At 55.3% G+C, this 16906-nt stretch carries 18 protein-coding genes; 5 read left to right on the top strand and 13 right to left on the bottom strand.

Annotated elements, in window-relative coordinates:
- Nucleotides 1-34: 34 nt before the first annotated feature.
- Together ACGYLA_RS06265 and ACGYLA_RS06270 are read right to left on the bottom strand one after the other, a co-directional pair.
- A complete protein-coding gene (locus tag ACGYLA_RS06265) occupies nt 35-880 on the bottom strand; it encodes a class I SAM-dependent methyltransferase (RefSeq protein WP_394431137.1) in 846 nt (281 codons plus the stop codon).
- A complete protein-coding gene (locus ACGYLA_RS06270) occupies nt 880-2928 on the bottom strand; it encodes an ASKHA domain-containing protein (RefSeq protein ID WP_394431139.1) in 2049 nt (682 codons plus the stop codon). Before ACGYLA_RS06270 ends, ACGYLA_RS06265 begins: the two co-directional genes overlap by 1 nt.
- A 191-nt stretch (nt 2929-3119) precedes the next feature.
- Here ACGYLA_RS06270 and guaB point away from each other — a divergent pair, with 191 nt between their 5' ends.
- Nucleotides 3120-4568, top strand: coding sequence for an IMP dehydrogenase (gene guaB / locus ACGYLA_RS06275; RefSeq protein ID WP_394431141.1), 1449 nt, complete (start codon nt 3120-3122; stop codon nt 4566-4568).
- Nucleotides 4569-5226: 658 nt separating this feature from the next.
- Here the strand turns inward: guaB and ACGYLA_RS06280 are convergent.
- The 7 genes from ACGYLA_RS06280 to ACGYLA_RS06310 form a co-directional block, all read right to left on the bottom strand.
- Nucleotides 5227-5529, bottom strand: coding sequence for a hypothetical protein (locus ACGYLA_RS06280; protein WP_394431143.1), 303 nt, complete (start codon nt 5527-5529; stop codon nt 5227-5229).
- A gap of 60 nt (nt 5530-5589) precedes the next feature.
- Nucleotides 5590-6027 (bottom strand): hypothetical protein, encoded by a 438-nt coding sequence (locus ACGYLA_RS06285; protein ID WP_394431145.1) that lies wholly within the window; start codon nt 6025-6027, stop codon nt 5590-5592.
- A gap of 24 nt (nt 6028-6051) precedes the next feature.
- On the bottom strand, nt 6052-6648 hold the full coding sequence (locus tag ACGYLA_RS06290; protein WP_394431147.1) for a hypothetical protein: 597 nt from the start codon (nt 6646-6648) through the stop codon (nt 6052-6054).
- Nucleotides 6649-6921: 273 nt separating this feature from the next.
- Entirely contained in the window at nt 6922-7356 is a 435-nt protein-coding gene (gene ssb / locus ACGYLA_RS06295) for a single-stranded DNA-binding protein (protein WP_394431149.1), read from the bottom strand.
- 296 nt (nt 7357-7652) lie between these two features.
- Nucleotides 7653-8279 carry a hypothetical protein gene (locus ACGYLA_RS06300; protein ID WP_394431151.1) on the bottom strand — a complete coding sequence of 209 codons (627 nt, stop codon included), beginning with the start codon at nt 8277-8279 and terminating at the stop codon, nt 7653-7655.
- Nucleotides 8280-8281: 2 nt separating this feature from the next.
- A complete protein-coding gene (locus ACGYLA_RS06305) occupies nt 8282-9268 on the bottom strand; it encodes a PD-(D/E)XK nuclease-like domain-containing protein (RefSeq protein WP_394431153.1) in 987 nt (328 codons plus the stop codon).
- Complete coding sequence (locus ACGYLA_RS06310) at nt 9265-9576, bottom strand: hypothetical protein (RefSeq protein ID WP_394431155.1); 312 nt, start codon at nt 9574-9576, stop codon at nt 9265-9267. The genes ACGYLA_RS06305 and ACGYLA_RS06310 overlap by 4 nt, the downstream gene beginning before the upstream one ends.
- A gap of 687 nt (nt 9577-10263) precedes the next feature.
- Here ACGYLA_RS06310 and ACGYLA_RS06315 point away from each other — a divergent pair.
- Genes ACGYLA_RS06315 through ACGYLA_RS06325 form a run of 3 tightly spaced genes read left to right on the top strand, consistent with a single transcriptional unit; the run spans nt 10264 to nt 13664 of the window.
- The gene (locus tag ACGYLA_RS06315; RefSeq protein ID WP_394431157.1) at nt 10264-11757 is read left to right on the top strand and encodes a hypothetical protein; all 1494 of its coding nucleotides are present in this window, start codon (nt 10264-10266) and stop codon (nt 11755-11757) included.
- A 36-nt stretch (nt 11758-11793) separates the two neighbouring features.
- Entirely contained in the window at nt 11794-13275 is a 1482-nt protein-coding gene (locus tag ACGYLA_RS06320; protein WP_394431160.1) for a DEAD/DEAH box helicase, read from the top strand.
- Nucleotides 13272-13664, top strand: a complete 393-nt coding sequence (locus ACGYLA_RS06325) for a hypothetical protein (RefSeq protein ID WP_394431162.1) — start codon at nt 13272-13274, stop codon at nt 13662-13664. The genes ACGYLA_RS06320 and ACGYLA_RS06325 overlap by 4 nt, the downstream gene beginning before the upstream one ends.
- 291 nt (nt 13665-13955) lie before the next feature.
- Here ACGYLA_RS06325 and ACGYLA_RS06330 read toward each other — a convergent pair whose 3' ends face one another.
- The 4 genes from ACGYLA_RS06330 to ACGYLA_RS06345 all read right to left on the bottom strand — a co-directional run bounded on the left by ACGYLA_RS06330 (nt 13956) and on the right by ACGYLA_RS06345 (nt 16557).
- Nucleotides 13956-14522 (bottom strand): hypothetical protein, encoded by a 567-nt coding sequence (locus tag ACGYLA_RS06330; RefSeq protein WP_394431164.1) that lies wholly within the window; start codon nt 14520-14522, stop codon nt 13956-13958.
- Complete coding sequence (locus ACGYLA_RS06335) at nt 14519-14905, bottom strand: hypothetical protein (RefSeq protein WP_394431166.1); 387 nt, start codon at nt 14903-14905, stop codon at nt 14519-14521. Before ACGYLA_RS06335 ends, ACGYLA_RS06330 begins: the two co-directional genes overlap by 4 nt.
- A gap of 69 nt (nt 14906-14974) precedes the next feature.
- Nucleotides 14975-15673: a hypothetical protein gene (locus tag ACGYLA_RS06340; RefSeq protein ID WP_394431168.1), complete on the bottom strand. Its 699-nt coding sequence runs from the start codon at nt 15671-15673 to the stop codon at nt 14975-14977.
- Between the two features lie 137 nt (nt 15674-15810).
- On the bottom strand, nt 15811-16557 hold the full coding sequence (locus tag ACGYLA_RS06345; protein ID WP_394431170.1) for a sigma-70 family RNA polymerase sigma factor: 747 nt from the start codon (nt 16555-16557) through the stop codon (nt 15811-15813).
- A 5-nt stretch (nt 16558-16562) separates the two neighbouring features.
- Here ACGYLA_RS06345 and ACGYLA_RS06350 point away from each other — a divergent pair, with 5 nt between their 5' ends.
- Entirely contained in the window at nt 16563-16835 is a 273-nt protein-coding gene (locus tag ACGYLA_RS06350; protein ID WP_394431172.1) for a hypothetical protein, read from the top strand.
- Nucleotides 16836-16906 lie beyond the last annotated feature (71 nt).

The following is a 16906-nucleotide window of genomic DNA, read 5'->3' on the forward strand; positions in this document are numbered from 1 at the left end:
GGGTGAGATAATCGGCGCGCGGGGGAAGGTCAAGTCAGGGTTTCGTCGCGGTGACGAAATTGATCTCGGCAGGCAGGCGCAGGGGGCCGTCTTCCGCATAGGGGCGCAGGGCGTCGGCGATGGTCTGCCGAAGTTCCGCGACCTGTGCCGGGCCCGCCTCGAAATGATTGATCGCGCCGCTGGCCGGGCCGATGTCGCACATCTGCTGGGCAAGGTCATCGACCGAGCCCGCGGGGGTGAGGTCAAGCCGTGTCACCTTGCAGGCGATATCGACAAATCCCGCCTCGGCGAGGATCGATACCACGCGTTCGGGGTCGCGAAAGGCGAAAGGGCCGGGGCCGTCGGGATCGCTTTTCGGCATGGCGCCAATGGTGGCCCGGGCCGCGCGGGCGGGCAGGGTAAAGAAAGGGTTCTCGGGGATTTGGCCCCAAGCGGCAAAGCTGAGCTTCGCGCCGGGGCTGAGTTGCGCGGCCATGCGCGTGAAGCTGAGCACCGGATCGGCAAAGAACATCACGCCAAAGCGCGAGATCAGCCGGTCATAGGGAGGGGAAAGCGCTAGCGTCGTTGCATCACCGTGGTGAAAGGCGACATGGGGCAGGGCGGCGGCCCGTTGCCGCGCGAGGTCGAGCAGCGGGGCAGAGACATCGACGCCCAGCACCGTGCCCGCATTACCCACCGCTTGGGCGGCGGCGAGACAGCCCGCCCCCGCGCCGCAGCCGATGTCGAGCACGCGCAGCCCCGGTGCCAGTTCGGCGCGCGCCAGCACGCCGTCGAGCACCGGCTGCATCAGAATGTCCAACTCAGCCTGCCGCGCGGCCCATCTCTGCCCCGCAGCGGCGCTCCAGAATTCGACCTGATCGCTGTTGTCTGAGGCAGTCATCACGTCGCCCTTCTTCTGCGCCGACGCCCGCCGCGTTCGCTTTCGCCGCTGCCGCCGGTGTTGAAGGTCACCTCCGGCAGGGCGACGAGGCTGTTGAGGATGGGAAAAGGCTCTACCGCGTTGGGGATGGCCGAGGCATTGACGAAATGCTCCTGAAAGCGCGGCTCGACGGCGGTTTCGATCTTGTGGATCGCGCCCACGGTCGCCTCGATCTCGGCCCGGGCCTCGGTATTGAGCAGGGCGATCCGGGCGCCGGTGCCTGCGGCATTGCCCGCGCTTGTGACTTTGTCGAGCGGCGCGTCGGGGATCATGCCCAGCACCATCGCGTGTTTGGGGCTGATATGCGCGCCAAATGCCCCCGCCAACACCACGCGGTCGACCTTGTCGACGCCGAATTTGTCCATCAGCAGCCGCGCGCCGGAATAGAGCGCGGCCTTGGCCATCTGGATTTCGCGAATGTCGCGGTTGGTTACCGTGATCTTAGGCCCGCCCTTTTCGGTGCCGTCATAGACCAGATAGCTGTTGGTGCGCCCATCGGCAAAGACCGAGGCCGAGCCCGTCTGCGCGGCGCTGCCAATCAGCCCCGGCGCGTCGACGATGCCGTGAATGCGCATCTCGGCGACCATTTCGATAATGCCGGAGCCGCAGATGCCCGTGACGCCGGTGCTTGCCACCGCCTCTTCAAAGCCGTCCTCGTCGGACCAGAGGTCACAGCCGATCACCTTGAACCGCGCCACTTTGGTTTCCGGGTCAATCTCGACCCGTTCGATCGCCCCCGGTGCCGCCCGTTGGCCCGAGCTGATCTGCGCGCCCTCAAACGCGGGACCGGTGGGGGAGGAACAGGCCAGCACCTTTTCCTTGTTGCCCAGCAGGATTTCCGCATTGGTGCCCACATCGACCACCAGCATCAATTCGTCGGACTTCTCCGGCGCCTCGGACAGGGCGACGGCGGCGGCATCCGCGCCGACATGGCCCGCGATGCAGGGCAGCAGATAGACGCGGGCGGAGGGGTGGATGTTCAGGTCCAAATCCTCGGCCCGCAGACGCAGCGCGCCGGAGGTTGCAAGCGCGAAGGGCGCTTGGCCTAACTCAAAGGGGTCGATGCCCAACAGCAGGTGGTGCATCACCGGGTTGCAGACAAAGACCGCGTCGACGATCAGATCGGGCGCGACATTCCCCTCGGCGGCGATCTGGGTGAAAAGCGTCGCCATCCCTTCGCGCACCGCGCGGGTCATCTCCTGCGCGCCGTCGGGGTTCATCATGGAATAGCTGACGCGGCTCATCAGGTCTTCGCCGAAACGGATCTGCGGGTTCATCACACCGGAAGAGGCCATGACCTCACCGGTTTGCAGATCGCACAGATGCGCCGCGATGGTGGTAGAGCCGAGGTCGACCGCCAGACCATAGACCGTGCCCTCGTAATACCCCGGCCAGATGTTCATGATCCGCGCGGCATTCTCTTGATCGCCCAGATGCACGGCAACGGTGACCTTCCATCCGCCCTTGCGCAGGACCGGCTGCATCATTTGCAGGATGTGCAGATCGGCGGTGACTTTATCCAGCTCCCACTGCTCGGCCAGCGCGGCCCTGAGACGTTCCAGATCGCCCGAGGGTTCGTGCATGTCGGGCTCCGTCACCTCGACGTAGAAGAGTTTGACCGACGGGTTCAGCACAATCTCCCGCGCCTCGGCGCGTTTGCGCACGACCTGTTTGTGCACCTGGCTCTCTGGCGGCACGTCGATCACCACATCGCCCTGCACCGTCGCCTGACAGCCCAGACGACGGCCCTCTTTCAGGCCGCGCTTTTCGTCATAGCGTTCCTCGACCGCGTTCCAATCGCTCAGCGCATCGGGGGCGACGGTCACCCCGTGCTTCGAGAACTGCCCGTAGCCCGGCGAGACCTGACATTTCGAACAGATGCCGCGCCCGCCACAGACCGAGTCCAGATCGACACCCAACTGCCGCGCGGCGGTCAGCACCGGGGTGCCTTTGGGAAAGCGCCCTCTCTTGCCGGAGGGCGTGAAAATCACGAGGGGATCACTGCTCATCGGGGCCGTCCTTTGTTTCTTTGCGTCACCATAGCGTTCCGCGCGGCGGGGGAAAGATGCGGGGCGGCAATTCATACCGCGCGCGCGTCATTCCGTGTCCATGCCTTACGCGGGGGAATAGGTCTTTCCAATCCCTGCCATCCGTGAAATAGGAAACCGCCAAATGAACCCATCCAGACCCGAGGTGTTAAATGGAGATTCGTGAGGCCCTGACCTTTGATGACGTCCTGCTGGTTCCCGCAGCGTCTTCTGTGTTGCCGTCCACCGCAGATACGCGAACCCGCGTCACGCAGAGCATCGCGCTCAATATCCCGCTGCTCAGCTCGGCCATGGATACGGTGACCGAAAGCCGCATGGCCATTGCACTGGCGCAGGCCGGGGGCATGGGGGTGGTGCACCGCAACCTCACGATCGAAGAACAGGCCCGCGAAGTGCGCCGGGTGAAACGCTTTGAATCCGGCATCGTTTACAACCCGATCACCCTGCGCCCCGACCAGACGCTGGCGGATGCCAAGGACCTGCAAGAACGCTACCGCGTGACCGGCTTCCCGGTTGTAGACGAAAATGGCCGCGTGCTGGGCATCGTCACCAACCGCGACATGCGCTTCGCCTCTGACGACCGCACGCCGGTCTCGGTGATGATGACTTCTGATCGGCTGGCGATCCTGCAAGAGCCTGCGGACCGGGAGGAGGCGATCAGCCTGATGAAATCGCGCCGGATCGAGAAACTGTTGGTGACGGATGCCGAAGGCAAGCTCACCGGGCTGCTTACCCTGCGTGACACCGAACAGGCCGTGCTGAACCCCACCGCCTGCAAAGATGATCTGGGCCGCTTGCGTGTCGCTGCGGCGACGACAGTGGGCGACGCGGGCTTCGAGCGCTCGGAAGCGCTGGTCGATGCAGGCGTCGATATGATCGTGATCGACACCGCCCATGGCCATTCCGAAGGCGTGGCCCATGCGGTGACCCGGGCCAAGAAACAGTTCGGCGATGTGCAGGTCGTCGCGGGCAATGTGGCCACCGGTGACGCCACCCGCGCGCTCATCGACGCGGGCGCCGATGCGGTCAAGGTCGGCATCGGCCCGGGCTCCATCTGCACCACGCGGATGGTGGCGGGCGTGGGCGTGCCGCAACTGACCGCGATCATGGACTGCGTGGCCGCTGCGGGCGACGTGCCGATCATCGCCGATGGCGGCATCAAGTTCTCCGGCGATTTCGCCAAGGCGATTGCCGCAGGTGCCTCCTGTGCCATGGTCGGCAGCATGATCGCCGGCACCGACGAAAGCCCCGGCGAAGTCGTTCTTTATCAAGGCCGTAGCTTCAAAAGCTACCGTGGCATGGGCAGCATGGGCGCCATGGCGCGCGGCTCGGCGGATCGGTATTTCCAGAAAGACGCGGCCTCTGACAAATTGGTGCCCGAGGGGATCGAAGGTCAGGTGCCTTACAAGGGCAGCGCGGGCAATGTGTTGCACCAATTGGTCGGCGGTCTGCGCGCGGCCATGGGCTATACCGGTTGCGCCACGGTCGATGAGATGCGCCGCAACTGCAACTTCGTAAAGATCACCGGCGCGGGGCTGAAGGAAAGCCATGTGCATGACGTTCAGATCACGCGGGAGTCGCCGAACTATCGGATTGGGTGAATCTATAGAAAACAATGTGTTATGCGGGTCGGGGCGAGAAATTGCCCCGGCTTTTTCTTTGGAACACAGCAGGAACTGGACAGAACATACCCAGAACTGGACATTGCATCAGTTGAGCCACTGATGCAAATTAGGATAGTGTTGGATAAAACTGATGCATAAAACCTCTACTTGCACGTCAGGATGAAAAGTTTGCGCGAAACCGGCGCCGGGGACCTATATCCTTAGTGTCGGGAAAGCAGTGCTTTGCCGCCCATTGGAAGAGAAGCGTAATATGGTCCTCCGCGAGCGCAAGGCCTGCCAGCAAAACGCTCGTGGGGACCAATCTCTTAGACCTTATGATCGCCCGACTGAGGTAAGAAGTTGGATTTGCACCACTCATTGAAGCGCTGCCAGCACTCAGTCTAAATAGTCATCTCTGCATCTTATGACGCGGGGGTGGCGGCGAAGCACCGCACATATGCCCTGCGGTGGGTAAATGTGAAGCCGGAAAGCGATCCGGCGGGTCTGCGCCGCGCCCTGGGATAGGGCCACCGGGTAAGCCGGAAAACTATTGCCGCCACGGTAGCAGCATGGCCTCTGCGACAGATCCCCTGCAATAGCGCAGACGAAGATGGGGAGTTAACCAGGGCGGGGCTGCGGCTCCGCCCTCGGCATTTCAATAAGGCTCATCAAAAAGCCCTGACACATTCACAAGTGTCCAAACTCCGTCTCCATCATCTCTCCAGCACCACTCTACGCCATCCAAGTAAAAAGCGTGCTCATACTGATACGAGTGTTCGATGTGCTGCCATCCTGAGATGACCGGCACGAGACCGTGAGCCCATGCCTTTACGCAAGCGATCACCCACGCCGGCACGTCTTCAAAGTCAGGCAGCCAGACCGGCAGCTCATCAATATTAGCATCTAAAATTTGCAGCGGCGGGTTAGCCCAGTTGTTTGGATCAATCATGCTGTTCATATTAGCCATTTTCCTTATCACGAAATGAAAAACCCCGGCGGTTAAGCCGGGGCAGGGGTCTCAGCAATGTGAGTATCGCTTAGTGATCGCGGCGGCTTTGCGATAGTCGATAAGCTCAGTCAGCACCGTGTATTCACTTGCAAGAGCCGCGCAGTGGTTCATGTGCGCATAAGCAAGGAGCATTTGAGAGCTTGACGTTAAGAAGCCGTCAGAGCCTCGGTGGTGCGCCTCTGGCATCGATTCAATACGCACTGCGACTGCCGTATAGACTTCTGAAACCGCGTCCATCCGTGCGGCGGTGGCACATGTGATACCCCTATGCGCCTTTTTGGTGCCGGGAATATTCAAACCACGCCGCGCAGGTCTTGAATAGTCGCCGCCACACTTGAGTTGAACATAGTTGTCAATGTATGCGTCGAACTGACCCGCCTGAGCCGATGCAGGAATTGCAGTTGTAAGCGTAAGTGCGATGATTGCTGTTGTGATGATCTTTTTCATTTCTTTAACTCCAGTTTTCTTTGATTATCGTGCGAGTTGAGCAGGAGCTTTGCGCTTCTGCTTGACAGGTTTTGCGACGTCTTCGAGTGATCGACGAACGCCATCCATTTCTTCGCGGCCGGTTTGATAGAGCTTTGAATCCACCGCATTCTCACTGTTGAGAAGCTTTGCCTCTGCCTTGAGGCCAGGCTTCGTCAATGCTGCGCGATGGTTCATTTGTGAGCGCGTGAGGTTCTTGCCTGTTGCAGCACATTTGCCCGTCTCAAACTCGTAAGCGCGGCGCAGTCCTCTGTATTTCTCAGCGTGCATGCGTGTAGCTTCGAGCGGCCTACGACCAGGAAGGGGGTTCTTAGTCGGCACCATGTTTGTTGTATGACGCGCCCGAAAATATGCCTCCATTTCAATAAGATCGGCGGCGAAGGGGTCGTTTGACCTGCTTCTGTCTCGCGCGATTTCCGCTGTTCTAAGCCACTTAGCACCGTGCTTTTGAGCGTGTGTTAGATCAGTCTTAGGCTTCTCTTTGTCGAGCATGCTGTTAAGCTTACGACCGACATAGAGACTTGCGTTCCACGACAGGCGCATCATGTCCTCAACTTCGCGATCTGGATCAATTTCTGACATTCTTATTCTCCCTTTGTTATTGGCGGGGAGTTTTATGGAGCCAGGGTCAGCGGCTGTATTAGAAATAGACAATTTTAAATGAATTCAAAAACATTTCTGTAAAAAAATACGAAACCCCGGCATTTTAACTGCCAGGGTCTCTACCACTTCTCGTGCGGTCTTCGCTCTTTCTCACATTTGCCGTTTCATGACCTAAGATTCGAGGCAGTGGGCGCGGCATATGAGCTTGTAAAGGCGGTAGAGTAGCCAGCCTCGGAGTAGCCCACTCTTGTATTAAAATGGAATTTCGTCATCTTCCTGATCGGGTTTTGACGGGGCAGGGGATGCCGATGCGCTTGCATTGCCGCCAGACGATGCTTTTGCGTCAAGCATGGTCAGCGTGCCGCCAAAGCCTTGCAGAACAACTTCGGTGGAGTAGCGATCGTTGCCCGATTGGTCTTGCCATTTGCGGGTCTGAAGCTGACCCTCGATATAGACCTTCGAGCCCTTCTTAAGATACTGCTCGGCGATGCGCACGAGACCTTCTTGAAAGATCGCAACCGAATGCCATTCTGTCTTCTCTTTACGCTCACCGGTGTTGCGATCCTTCCAGTTCTCGGAAGTGGCTACGCGAAGGTTGCAGACCTTGCCGCCGTTTGCGAAATCGCGAACTTCGGGGTCTTGACCCAGATTGCCGATAAGGATGACTTTGTTTACGCTACCTGCCATGATGACTTCCTTTTTTTGTGCGTTTTCATTTGTCTAAGAAGTAATTAGGTACAGGCAGTGTTCGTCCAAAATGCTGGCGGCAACTTTCTGAGGTAACTATGACAAATATTCTTTCGGCATCATGTCCGCAGTGTGAACGTGATGATAAGCTGCAAGTTGAGGCGCGCATTTGGTTCAATCTCGGCGCAGACGGCGACATTGATCTGGTCGAGGAAAGCTTAGACGCAGTTCGCCGCCCCAACGATGATGACGGGGCGGCGTGTCTGGCGTGTGGCTGGCGAGGGCAGGTGGGTCAGTTAGCTTAGACTGTCGTTGAGAGCATCAGCCGCCGCACCAGGATCATTTTTGATGTGGTCTTGCGCGGCAGTCTCAAGCGCGATGAGCTGGTCATAGAGGCCATCACCCAGTTCTGCTTTCACATCGGCCGGCACTTTAGACCATGCATCATCGACGGTCAGACCTTTGCCACCCTCCGCAACGGCAAATAGGCGTGCTTTCCAGTCATCGGCGCCTGACTTCTTTTCGACGTTGAGGGGTTGGATAGTAGTCGGAGATCTCTTGCCGCGTGTCGTTGTCAGTTGAAGCGTGCGAGGCTTCGACAGACCTTCCATTTCAAGAATGCGAATACCGCCGACTTCTTTGCCAGCCCATTTGACTTTCTCGTCATTGAATAGCTTGATGTGAAGACCTACCCACTTGTCAGGGTCATCGCCCCAAATAGCCACCATAACGCGCAGAGCTGTCTTAGACGGTTTCCAGGGGCGCCCGTCATCTCCGTCAAAGCGAATGTGTATACTCTGCTCTGCTGCGCCTGTGTCATGCACTGCATTGATGCGGATGACGCGGGGGCCACCGATCAGGTCATCGGCATTCAGCTGGTCACTCTTAGGCGCAATGGCCTTCATAATATCAATCTTGCCCATATTTATTCTCCTTCATTTTCATAGGCTTCTTTTCTCAAAAACCAGCCCGGTAGGCCGATTGGCTCGATGCGGTCAGAGTATGCTGGCCATTCATCTTTGGCCTCACATTCGGCGTAGGTCTCAAGCGACTTGCGATAATGTCGGCGGCCGATTTCGCGCTCCTCTTGTCCGAGGACGTAGACACCTACGGCATGCGGTGCCTCAGGCTCACAGGCGACAAAAATGAACGCAGTAGGCGCGGGCATGCCGTGATCCGGGCCTTGCTTCACAGCCTCACTTGCACCATCCAGATAGAAGGGGTCTTGCTTGTAATAGCTCCACTTTGCCATGCTGGCCTCAAAACCTTCGGGGCTGGCATCGGCGGCAGATTTGAGATCTACGATCTTGCCGTCAAAGCGCCACCAGTCAGGGCGACACCGGCACAGAACCCCGGTTTCTTGGTCTTTCCAGTAGCAGCTCAACTCAGCAACACCAGACTTAGGCGCGAAAAGTTTTCCGGCCCTTGGGTGGGCCATGACGGCATCGCGCATTGCTTCAACCGTCGCCAGTTCCTCTTCGGTTATGATTTCCTTTTTACCAACAGCATCGGCATAGGCGGCTTTGGCTTCATCAAGGAAAATAACATCGGGGTCAGCTTCGCGAAGACGATCGGTCAGAACGGGCTTTGTGCCGTTTGTCGGCAGCCCCAGCTCTTTCAGACGAGACTTAATGTCATCGGCCGTCTTCAAAGCTCCCGCCGGCTCTTCGAACGGTTTGGCGTAGCAGTCCCAAAATGTTTCAGGCTCAAGCACAATGGTATGAAACATCGTGCCGCGCTTTTGAGCCGGCGTTGACTTTTTGTAGCCAGCGAGCCGCGATTGTTTGAAATGCGCAGGGCTCTTGTCTACTACGTCCAAGCTCGACTTCGACACACCCGGCCCGGTGTGGTATTCTTCATTGCTAAAGCCAGGATAGACACCGACGCGATTAAATTTTACATCGTGTTTCATTGCGCGATCCCCAACTTGATTTCAGTTAGTCGCTGTTTGACTTGTGCTCGCAAGAATGCCTCATCGTCAGCCGACAATTTATCGCATGAGACCGCAAGTTCGACCGCGGCAGTGTCTGCAACAGTCTTCATCTTCGAGACGATTTCTTCGATCTTTTCATGATATTCTGACAAGCTGATTTCGCGTTTTGATCTCGCCTTTGCTACGTCAGAAACTGAGTCATAAAGTTCGAGGTATTTCGGATTACCCGGCGATTTTGCGAGAAGTTCCAACGCCTCCGCTACAGTTGTAAGCCTTTGTTTTTTCATATCCCTGCTCTTTGTTTTTAATTTCTGAAGAGGAAATAGGGACAGAGGCAAGCCACTCAAAATGATGCGGCGATTTATTTAGTGGCGCGCGAAATGGTTCCGGAAAATAGAGTGTGAGAGGTTCTGTTCCGACCGGAACAGAAAACACCGATTTGCAAATTGTTCCGGTCGGAACAGAGAAGTACATTTGCAAAACTGTTCCGACGGGAACAGCCTGAAATTTGTAAACTGTTCCGACCGGAACAGCCACGCTATCACTCTCGCAGATTGATCAGGAAAGCCCCCGGCAGGGTGCCTTGGAGGGGTCCAGGGGAGGAGAAGCGCACGCTCTCTTCCCATGGCGGAGAGGGGTCCAGGGGGTGTCGGCAGAGCCTCACCTCCCGGCCGGCAGGAAGCCCCATCGGAGATGCCTGAAAGGTCCAGGAAAAGCGGCGAGCGGCTCCAGGCCATGGGGTTGTAAGGGGAGGTCGGAGGCTCCCTTTACGCTATCGGCAGATCAGGGGATTTGGGATCGAAGGGATGGGGGCGGCGCCACCAAACCCTCGCGAACTCGAAAGAACTGGTGCGTAGCGCCGGGACTTTCGTAGTGAGTTTGGAACTCCCGGAATCCACTTAAAAAGAATCCAGAGAATAGGAGCGAAAACAGACCACAGGCGCCAACTCCCTGTCAAATAAGGGAGAACACTTATGTCAGACTACAACAGAAAAATGCGTGCCCTCGGAAAGTTCCCGGTTGTGCTTCGGTTCGAGCGTTGCGGACCTGCCGACCTGCGAAAACTCATCAGCCATCTGGACCCTGCGACGCGTAAAAAACTACGCCATGTCGATGCTTCGCGGGTGCATTTGAACACAGTTCCGCATGGCTCTGTTGCCGCCCTCGAAGATCTGTTCCGACAGACTGAAGAGATGGCTGAACACAACATGAACTCGCAAGCATTAGGGCACATTCACGACAAACATCCGGGGCGCGCAAAGGCCGTGAAAGCTGCGGGACACAAGAGGCCCTGGGACGCGAAAGCGCAGCCATGGCGTCAGGCAATTTTGACTGTTCATCACGAATATTTTCTTGCCGATGATGACTGCCCGGTTGAGCATATTCGCGAACAACTTGGTGCAAATGGCACTGAACTCCGCATCGATATTCGCAAAGAGGATCGGTTCGAGAAAGCCGTCATCGAATGGCAAAATGAAGAGCACGGAGAGGCCCATGTCGGGTCATTTTCACATAGAGACGAAGAAGGCTTTCACATTCACTCATTTCTCGCGCATCAAGAAGAAAGAGTGTCAAAAGGCTTCCCCGCCGGCCGCTACAATTGGAAAGCCTCAGAGCATCGTTTCTTCAGAAATGAGCTTGATCAGAAAGGTCGCAGAAAACGCACTGGATACGAAGTTGCGCAAGACGCAATCGGCGCATTTTTCGCGCGCGAAGAACACAAAGACATGAACATTGTGAGGGGTGAGCCTCGGGCTGCAAAGTGTCGGCAAGCTCGCAAAATGGTTGATGACCTTATAAAAGAAGCCAGTCTCGATGGCATGACCGGAGAGGCCGAACAACTGCCCAATGGGTCGAAAAACGCACAAGCAATGTGGGTGCTGAAAAATCGCGTCGATGCAGTTGAAATGGGGCGGTCAAAGTCAGGCATGAAGCCGAACGATGAGCGCCGTGAAATCGCCTTCGATGTGCTTGAGCTGATCGGCGCACTTGAACCGGCACGACGCAATGAACACTCAACTCGGCGCGCAAAAAAGCAACTTTTGGCAGAGCTTGAAAGAGATTACGGCACGGTCGATCAGATCCTCAAAAAGCCTGATGAGGCGATCGCGAAGGCCGCCACCGATGCTGCTATAGAGCGCGCAAAACTCGATGAGAAGGCGCGTCGCAAAAGAGCTGAAGATGACATCAAGGCCGCCGATGAGAGACGTCGGAAGGCGAGAGAACTGGAGGCTCGTGAGACTGCTTTGAAAGAGCGTGAAGGCGAGCTGGCAGACCGAGAGAAAGAGGTCTCAAAGAGAGAGACCGCGATGGCAAAGTTCGCAAGCAAACTCGCAGATGTTAGGGACGCTCTTTACGATGCTGCGACAAAATCCGGGCTTACAAAGCATCCACTTCTTGTGAAGGCTTTTGAACTTGCCGGTAGCGTTTTGCCGGAACGCAAGAAGAACAAAGGGCGCGAACTATAAAGCGCGAAAGCATAACCGGGGACCGATATCTCGGTTATGCTACCGACACCACATCCTCATCAAAACAAAGACTTCGGGCTACTGCGTGTCGGCATCAAATCCGGCGCGAAGAAGATCATTTTTGAAGCAAGTTGCGGCTACGGTAAGTCAGTTGTCATTCAAATCTTGGCGCATAGTTATGCCAATATTGACAAGAAGGTTCTGGTTCTAAGTAATCGCACGGCCGTAGTCGATCAGCTCCGAGATCGGGCGCAAGGTCATCCCAATATTTCAGTCATGACGGTGCAAACGGCTGACGCTCGACAGAAGAGAAACGCTCTCGAAACCTTTGACATTATCCTCGTTGATGAAGCTCATATGGGTGGGGCAGGGGCGCAGTATGGACGCGTCATTGATCACAGCCCGGACGCGCTCACAATCTTCTTCACCGGGACGCCAACTGCGGCATTGTTCGAGCTGGCACCGTATCGTGTCGAAGGTCATGGAGCGTGTTGGCTAACCGATCACGGGTTCCTAAGCCCGCTCAAATACATTTGCCCGGACAGGCTCGACTTGCGCAAAGCTCGTACGAGAAATGGCGACTATGTCGACGAAGATGTTATTGCGGAGATTGAAGCGAAGGACATCTGCGGCGACGCTATCGAGTCATACCGAGAAAACTGTGTCAGTCGCCCAACCCTCATTTTTTGCCAAAACAAGAAACACGCTTGGTCGGTTCATGATGAGTTCGAAGAGGCTGGCATTGAGACCAAGGTCTTTCTCGGCGGCGACAAAGATGATGCAGAAAAGCTGAAATGGGTAGCCGATGGCGGGCCACTCATTGTCGTAGACCGCGTCAGCGCCGGCTTCGATTTACCGAGCTTGCACGCGATCATCGTTCTGCGAGCTACCTCCTCTCCGCACCTGTGGGTTCAGATCCTCGGGCGGCCAGCGAGGACTGCTGAGGGCAAGATCGCGGGGTATGTCTATGACCATGTCGGCAACACCATGCGCTGCGGCACACTTACTGAAATCAGGGATTGGAGAAATGGCGGCGAGGCCAGTGACGCAGAGGTGACAGAGGACGGCGTTCGGCTTTCCGTCCGTCGATGCGATGAATGCTGGTTCGTGTGGGAGGGCGCTGGATGCGTCTGCCCCGAATGCGGCGAAGACAATGGGCAAGATCTCCGCATCTCCAAAAAGGAGGCTGTGCAACTCCGGGCGATGGAGGCCGAGGAGATCGAAGAAAAACGCCGCCAGGCGGGTCTGGCGGCGCGTCAGGCACAAGGTCAGGCAAAGACCCTCAAAGCCCTCACAGAAGAGATCCTGCGCCGCCCCGGCACGAAAAACAGACATTCAGCAAAACATTCAGCGCGTCATGTCCTCGAGAGCCGGATGAAGAAGGATTTTGCAGCCGGGCGGGCCGATGATGCCCGCGCCATTCACGCTGACCTGCTCGCAAATGGCTTCAAAGTGAATTTCCCGGTCAATGAGGACAATGCGGTCGACATGATCGCTATGATCGAGGCGTCGCTATGAAAGAGAGGGATATCCAGAAGCTCATTCATGTTCGGTTGAGTAAAGAGTATCACGGGCGGGGTTTGTTCATTACAAGGGATGTGGGCCAATACATACCAGCCGCAGAGATTGCCAAAGCGATCAAGGCTATCGCATCCGGTCAAAACCCTCTGGCAGTGCTAAAACGCTTGAGCCGTGTCATGATCGGGCTAAAGGGTGAACCGGACATATCCGGTTGTCTGGACGGGCGATGGATCGGGATTGAAGTCAAGACTAAGACCGGGCGCCAAAGACCAGACCAGATCAAGTTTCAAAAGCACATCGAAACCAGAGGCGGTATCTATATCGTCGCCCGCAGCCCAGACGATGCTATTCAGCAGATCGAACAGCGTCTCGCAGTCGCTGCCTAAAGTCGATCACCTGCGCCTGAAATGCGACTTTACGCTGCATCATACGCACCCGCGGGTCATAGGCCCCCTCATCAGTGTCAATGGCCTCCTGAGCGCGCCGTAATACGCCCAGGCTCTCAAGATACAAAGCTTCATCCCGGTCAAATGGACACGACACTCTCATCCGTCTTTTCGAGACATTTACGAGCAGTCCGTCATAGCGAAGAAGGACGGCGCCATCGAGTTGGCCGACAGATACCGGGCCCTTGTTCACAGTCTTGAATAACTGCATACGACGATGCGCTGAAAGTGTCATTGCGCGCTCTCCTTCATTTCACCCAGGCGCGTAAGAAAGGCATGATTACTTTCAATTCTTCGCGCATCAAGCTCAGCCAGCGCGAACTCCGCGAGAACGTGATTTACAAGCACATCATCGGATTTGGCCTTACCCCACTCAAAGGTTGCTTCGTCCGCGTCAATAATCCACTTGTCCGACATTGACATCAATTCATCGTCTGACATGACATATAGAGGTCGATTACCGTGCCGACGCTTGAAGACCGTCTTGATATGATCGCAGTAGATTGTTGCGAGGACTTTTTGAGCTTCCATATCCGGATCGGCATCGAGATAAATTGTGGGGTAGTTCATATCTCGCCTGACAACTTCGGGGTCGGCAATGTCGGCTGATACAGATTCAAAGGAGCCGGTGTCGCTGTATTTCAAACTGATCGAGATGCCGACAGTATGCGGATCAGAACACACGAGAAGTGGCTTCAAATCCCGATACTTCATATTCAGCGCCTTATTGACAACAGCGACACTCGATCTCTTCGCACGCTCAAGAAGTCGTGGTGAGAATTTGACTTTGAAGTTCATGCCGCCCGCCTTTCATTTTTGATCAATCTGTCGCAGAGTTCATCGGCTTCTTCGTTGAGAATATGAAGTCTTTCGATCATCGCCTCTTCATCGCCATCTTCAAATCTGTCTTGATCAAGTGCCATCTCAAGTTCATCAATTTCTTCATAAAGCGCATCGAGATACTGACCAAACTCCTCAGGATTGTTGCGAAATGTGATCTCTTCAATAATAGCTTTGATGAGATCATTGACGTAGTTCATCCGCTTGCGCTGCTCTTCTGTTATGCGCATCTCAGCCCACAAATTTTCAAGAGGTATCTCTTCACGTCGTGCGAAGTTCATAACACGAAAAAGCTGCTCAGTAGTGAATGCGTCGAATTTGTTGGTTTTTGATTTTGTCATGTCTGTCTTTCCTTTTCAGGATGTGAAGTGAAGGCCGGGGCGCTAACCCCGGCCCGTGCTTACAATTTCTCAAAGCATCGCTTCGTCAGCGATATTGAAGCGCGCTCTGATTGCAGCGCGCCCCGCGTGCAGGTCGGCCCCTTGCCGGAAGCAGTGAACAGTCATCATCTCGACAAGAAAATCTTCAAGAACCTGACCGTCGAGATGCTCGAATGCGGAGGCTTGAGCTTCAAAACCGGGTTGCGTCCATTGCGGCGCGCGCTGCTTATTGCTTTTCAACTTCGGATGTTTGTTGATGATTGATTTGGAGCGGCGGGCAACACCCTTCACAGCCGGCACTCTCTTTTTGGGGGATTTTTTCGTCGGCACTTCTGCTTTCGACATCCAGAAATCAACATCTTCTTCTCTATTGTCGATCCAAAATTTCGCAGATTTGATGTGAACAAAATGCCCGCGAACATCTGACGGCATCTTTACTAAAATGTCTCTGCGGATCGTTTCTGCCCACGCTTTCTGCTTCGGAGTTCCTGACGTCATAGCGCGGTAATCGCCCATTTTCTTCACGTCGGTGCGAGCCGCATCGGCTGCCGCCTTTTTTGCAGCCGACGCCGGTGCTGGTCTCGGAGCCTTTGATGCTGACTTGGTGCCGACAATCTGTGCGTATGTGCCAATAAAGCCAGTATCTCTACACTCGTATTTACCATCGCCGATGTGATAAAAGTCGCCGTAGCTTGCGAGGTTGTAGTCGTCGATTTGATAGCTGCTCATGATACTCTTCCTGTTTCTACCCCAGAGGCTTGGGCTTGTTTCTGTTTTGTTCTCTGCCTCTGGAATAGATATGGGTCTGCAATCATCATCTCACAACTAAAAAACGACATTTTTTTATTTATTTGTCATCTAAATAATCAACCCATTGAAATTAAATCAGATAATTCCAACCTACGCCGCTTCAATTCAAATCTAACATGCCGCAGAGCTTCATCTCGAATCCTCATTATTCGGCTTCTTGGAACAGCATAGTGTGCTGCAAGATCATCAAGAGAGGGAGGGTTTTCGGATAACATTCGAGATAGTAGAATGTGCTTTTCTTGCTCGCTTAAGCCGGCAAAGACCTCCCGGATCACGGTTTGGACACGCTCATCGTCAATCCTATTCTCGATATAATCCTCATTCGATTTGATTTGAATGCAGTGCTCATCGTCAACGGAATAAGAGGATTGAATGCTGATCGCGGCTCGTGTTGCCAGTGAATCAGCCGCTCTTTCGTGGCTAAGCCCGAGTTCTTCACACGCAAGATCGAATGCCCGGCCGGGAGTCTCGCCAGCAGACTCATATTTCCAGATCGCGTTTTTCAGTTTGTACTGAAGCTTTCGTTCCGGTCGGCTCATCGGAATGCTGTAGGGATTGCCGGCAGACTGTGCGAGCTTCAACATGGGCTGAATTATTTTCGCATATGCGTGAGTGCTGAACAGGCAGCTGCCCGGTTTGTATGTGTCTGCGGCCTCATACAAGGCTGCTATGCCCTCAGCTTCGAGCTCTTTGAAGGTAAGTCCCGACCAGAGCATTTTGGATGCTCTACGTCGCACCATTCCCATGCATGAATTTATCAGCAGATCGCGGGCGTGTTCGTCCTTGTGCTGAAGCCAAGCCAACGCCCATGCCTGTTGAAATTGTCTTTGATTTCTTTGTGCCATTTTTTCTGCCTCGCTATTTTTTAGGAAATAGTTCCGGCAGGGCAGTCTTAAAAATGCCGGGCTGGACCCGGTTACATGAGGAGGCTACGCTGCCTGAAATTGGTGAGGAAAAAATGGATTTTAGAGAAAAATTACAAGCCGAGCTGGATAAGCTCGTTGATAGCTACAAAGTTTGCGGGATAGTCGATCAAGCCGGAACAGTTTACCCGCTTGGAGCAGATACGAAGGTTTGTTGATTGTCACTGAGAACTGACCCGGTAGCCCCATAAATTGTCACTGAGAATTGACCCATGTGAACACACTTCCC

The organism is Sulfitobacter sp. 1A13679, from assembly GCF_043557115.1.
GTDB lineage: Bacteria > Pseudomonadota > Alphaproteobacteria > Rhodobacterales > Rhodobacteraceae > Sulfitobacter > Sulfitobacter faviae.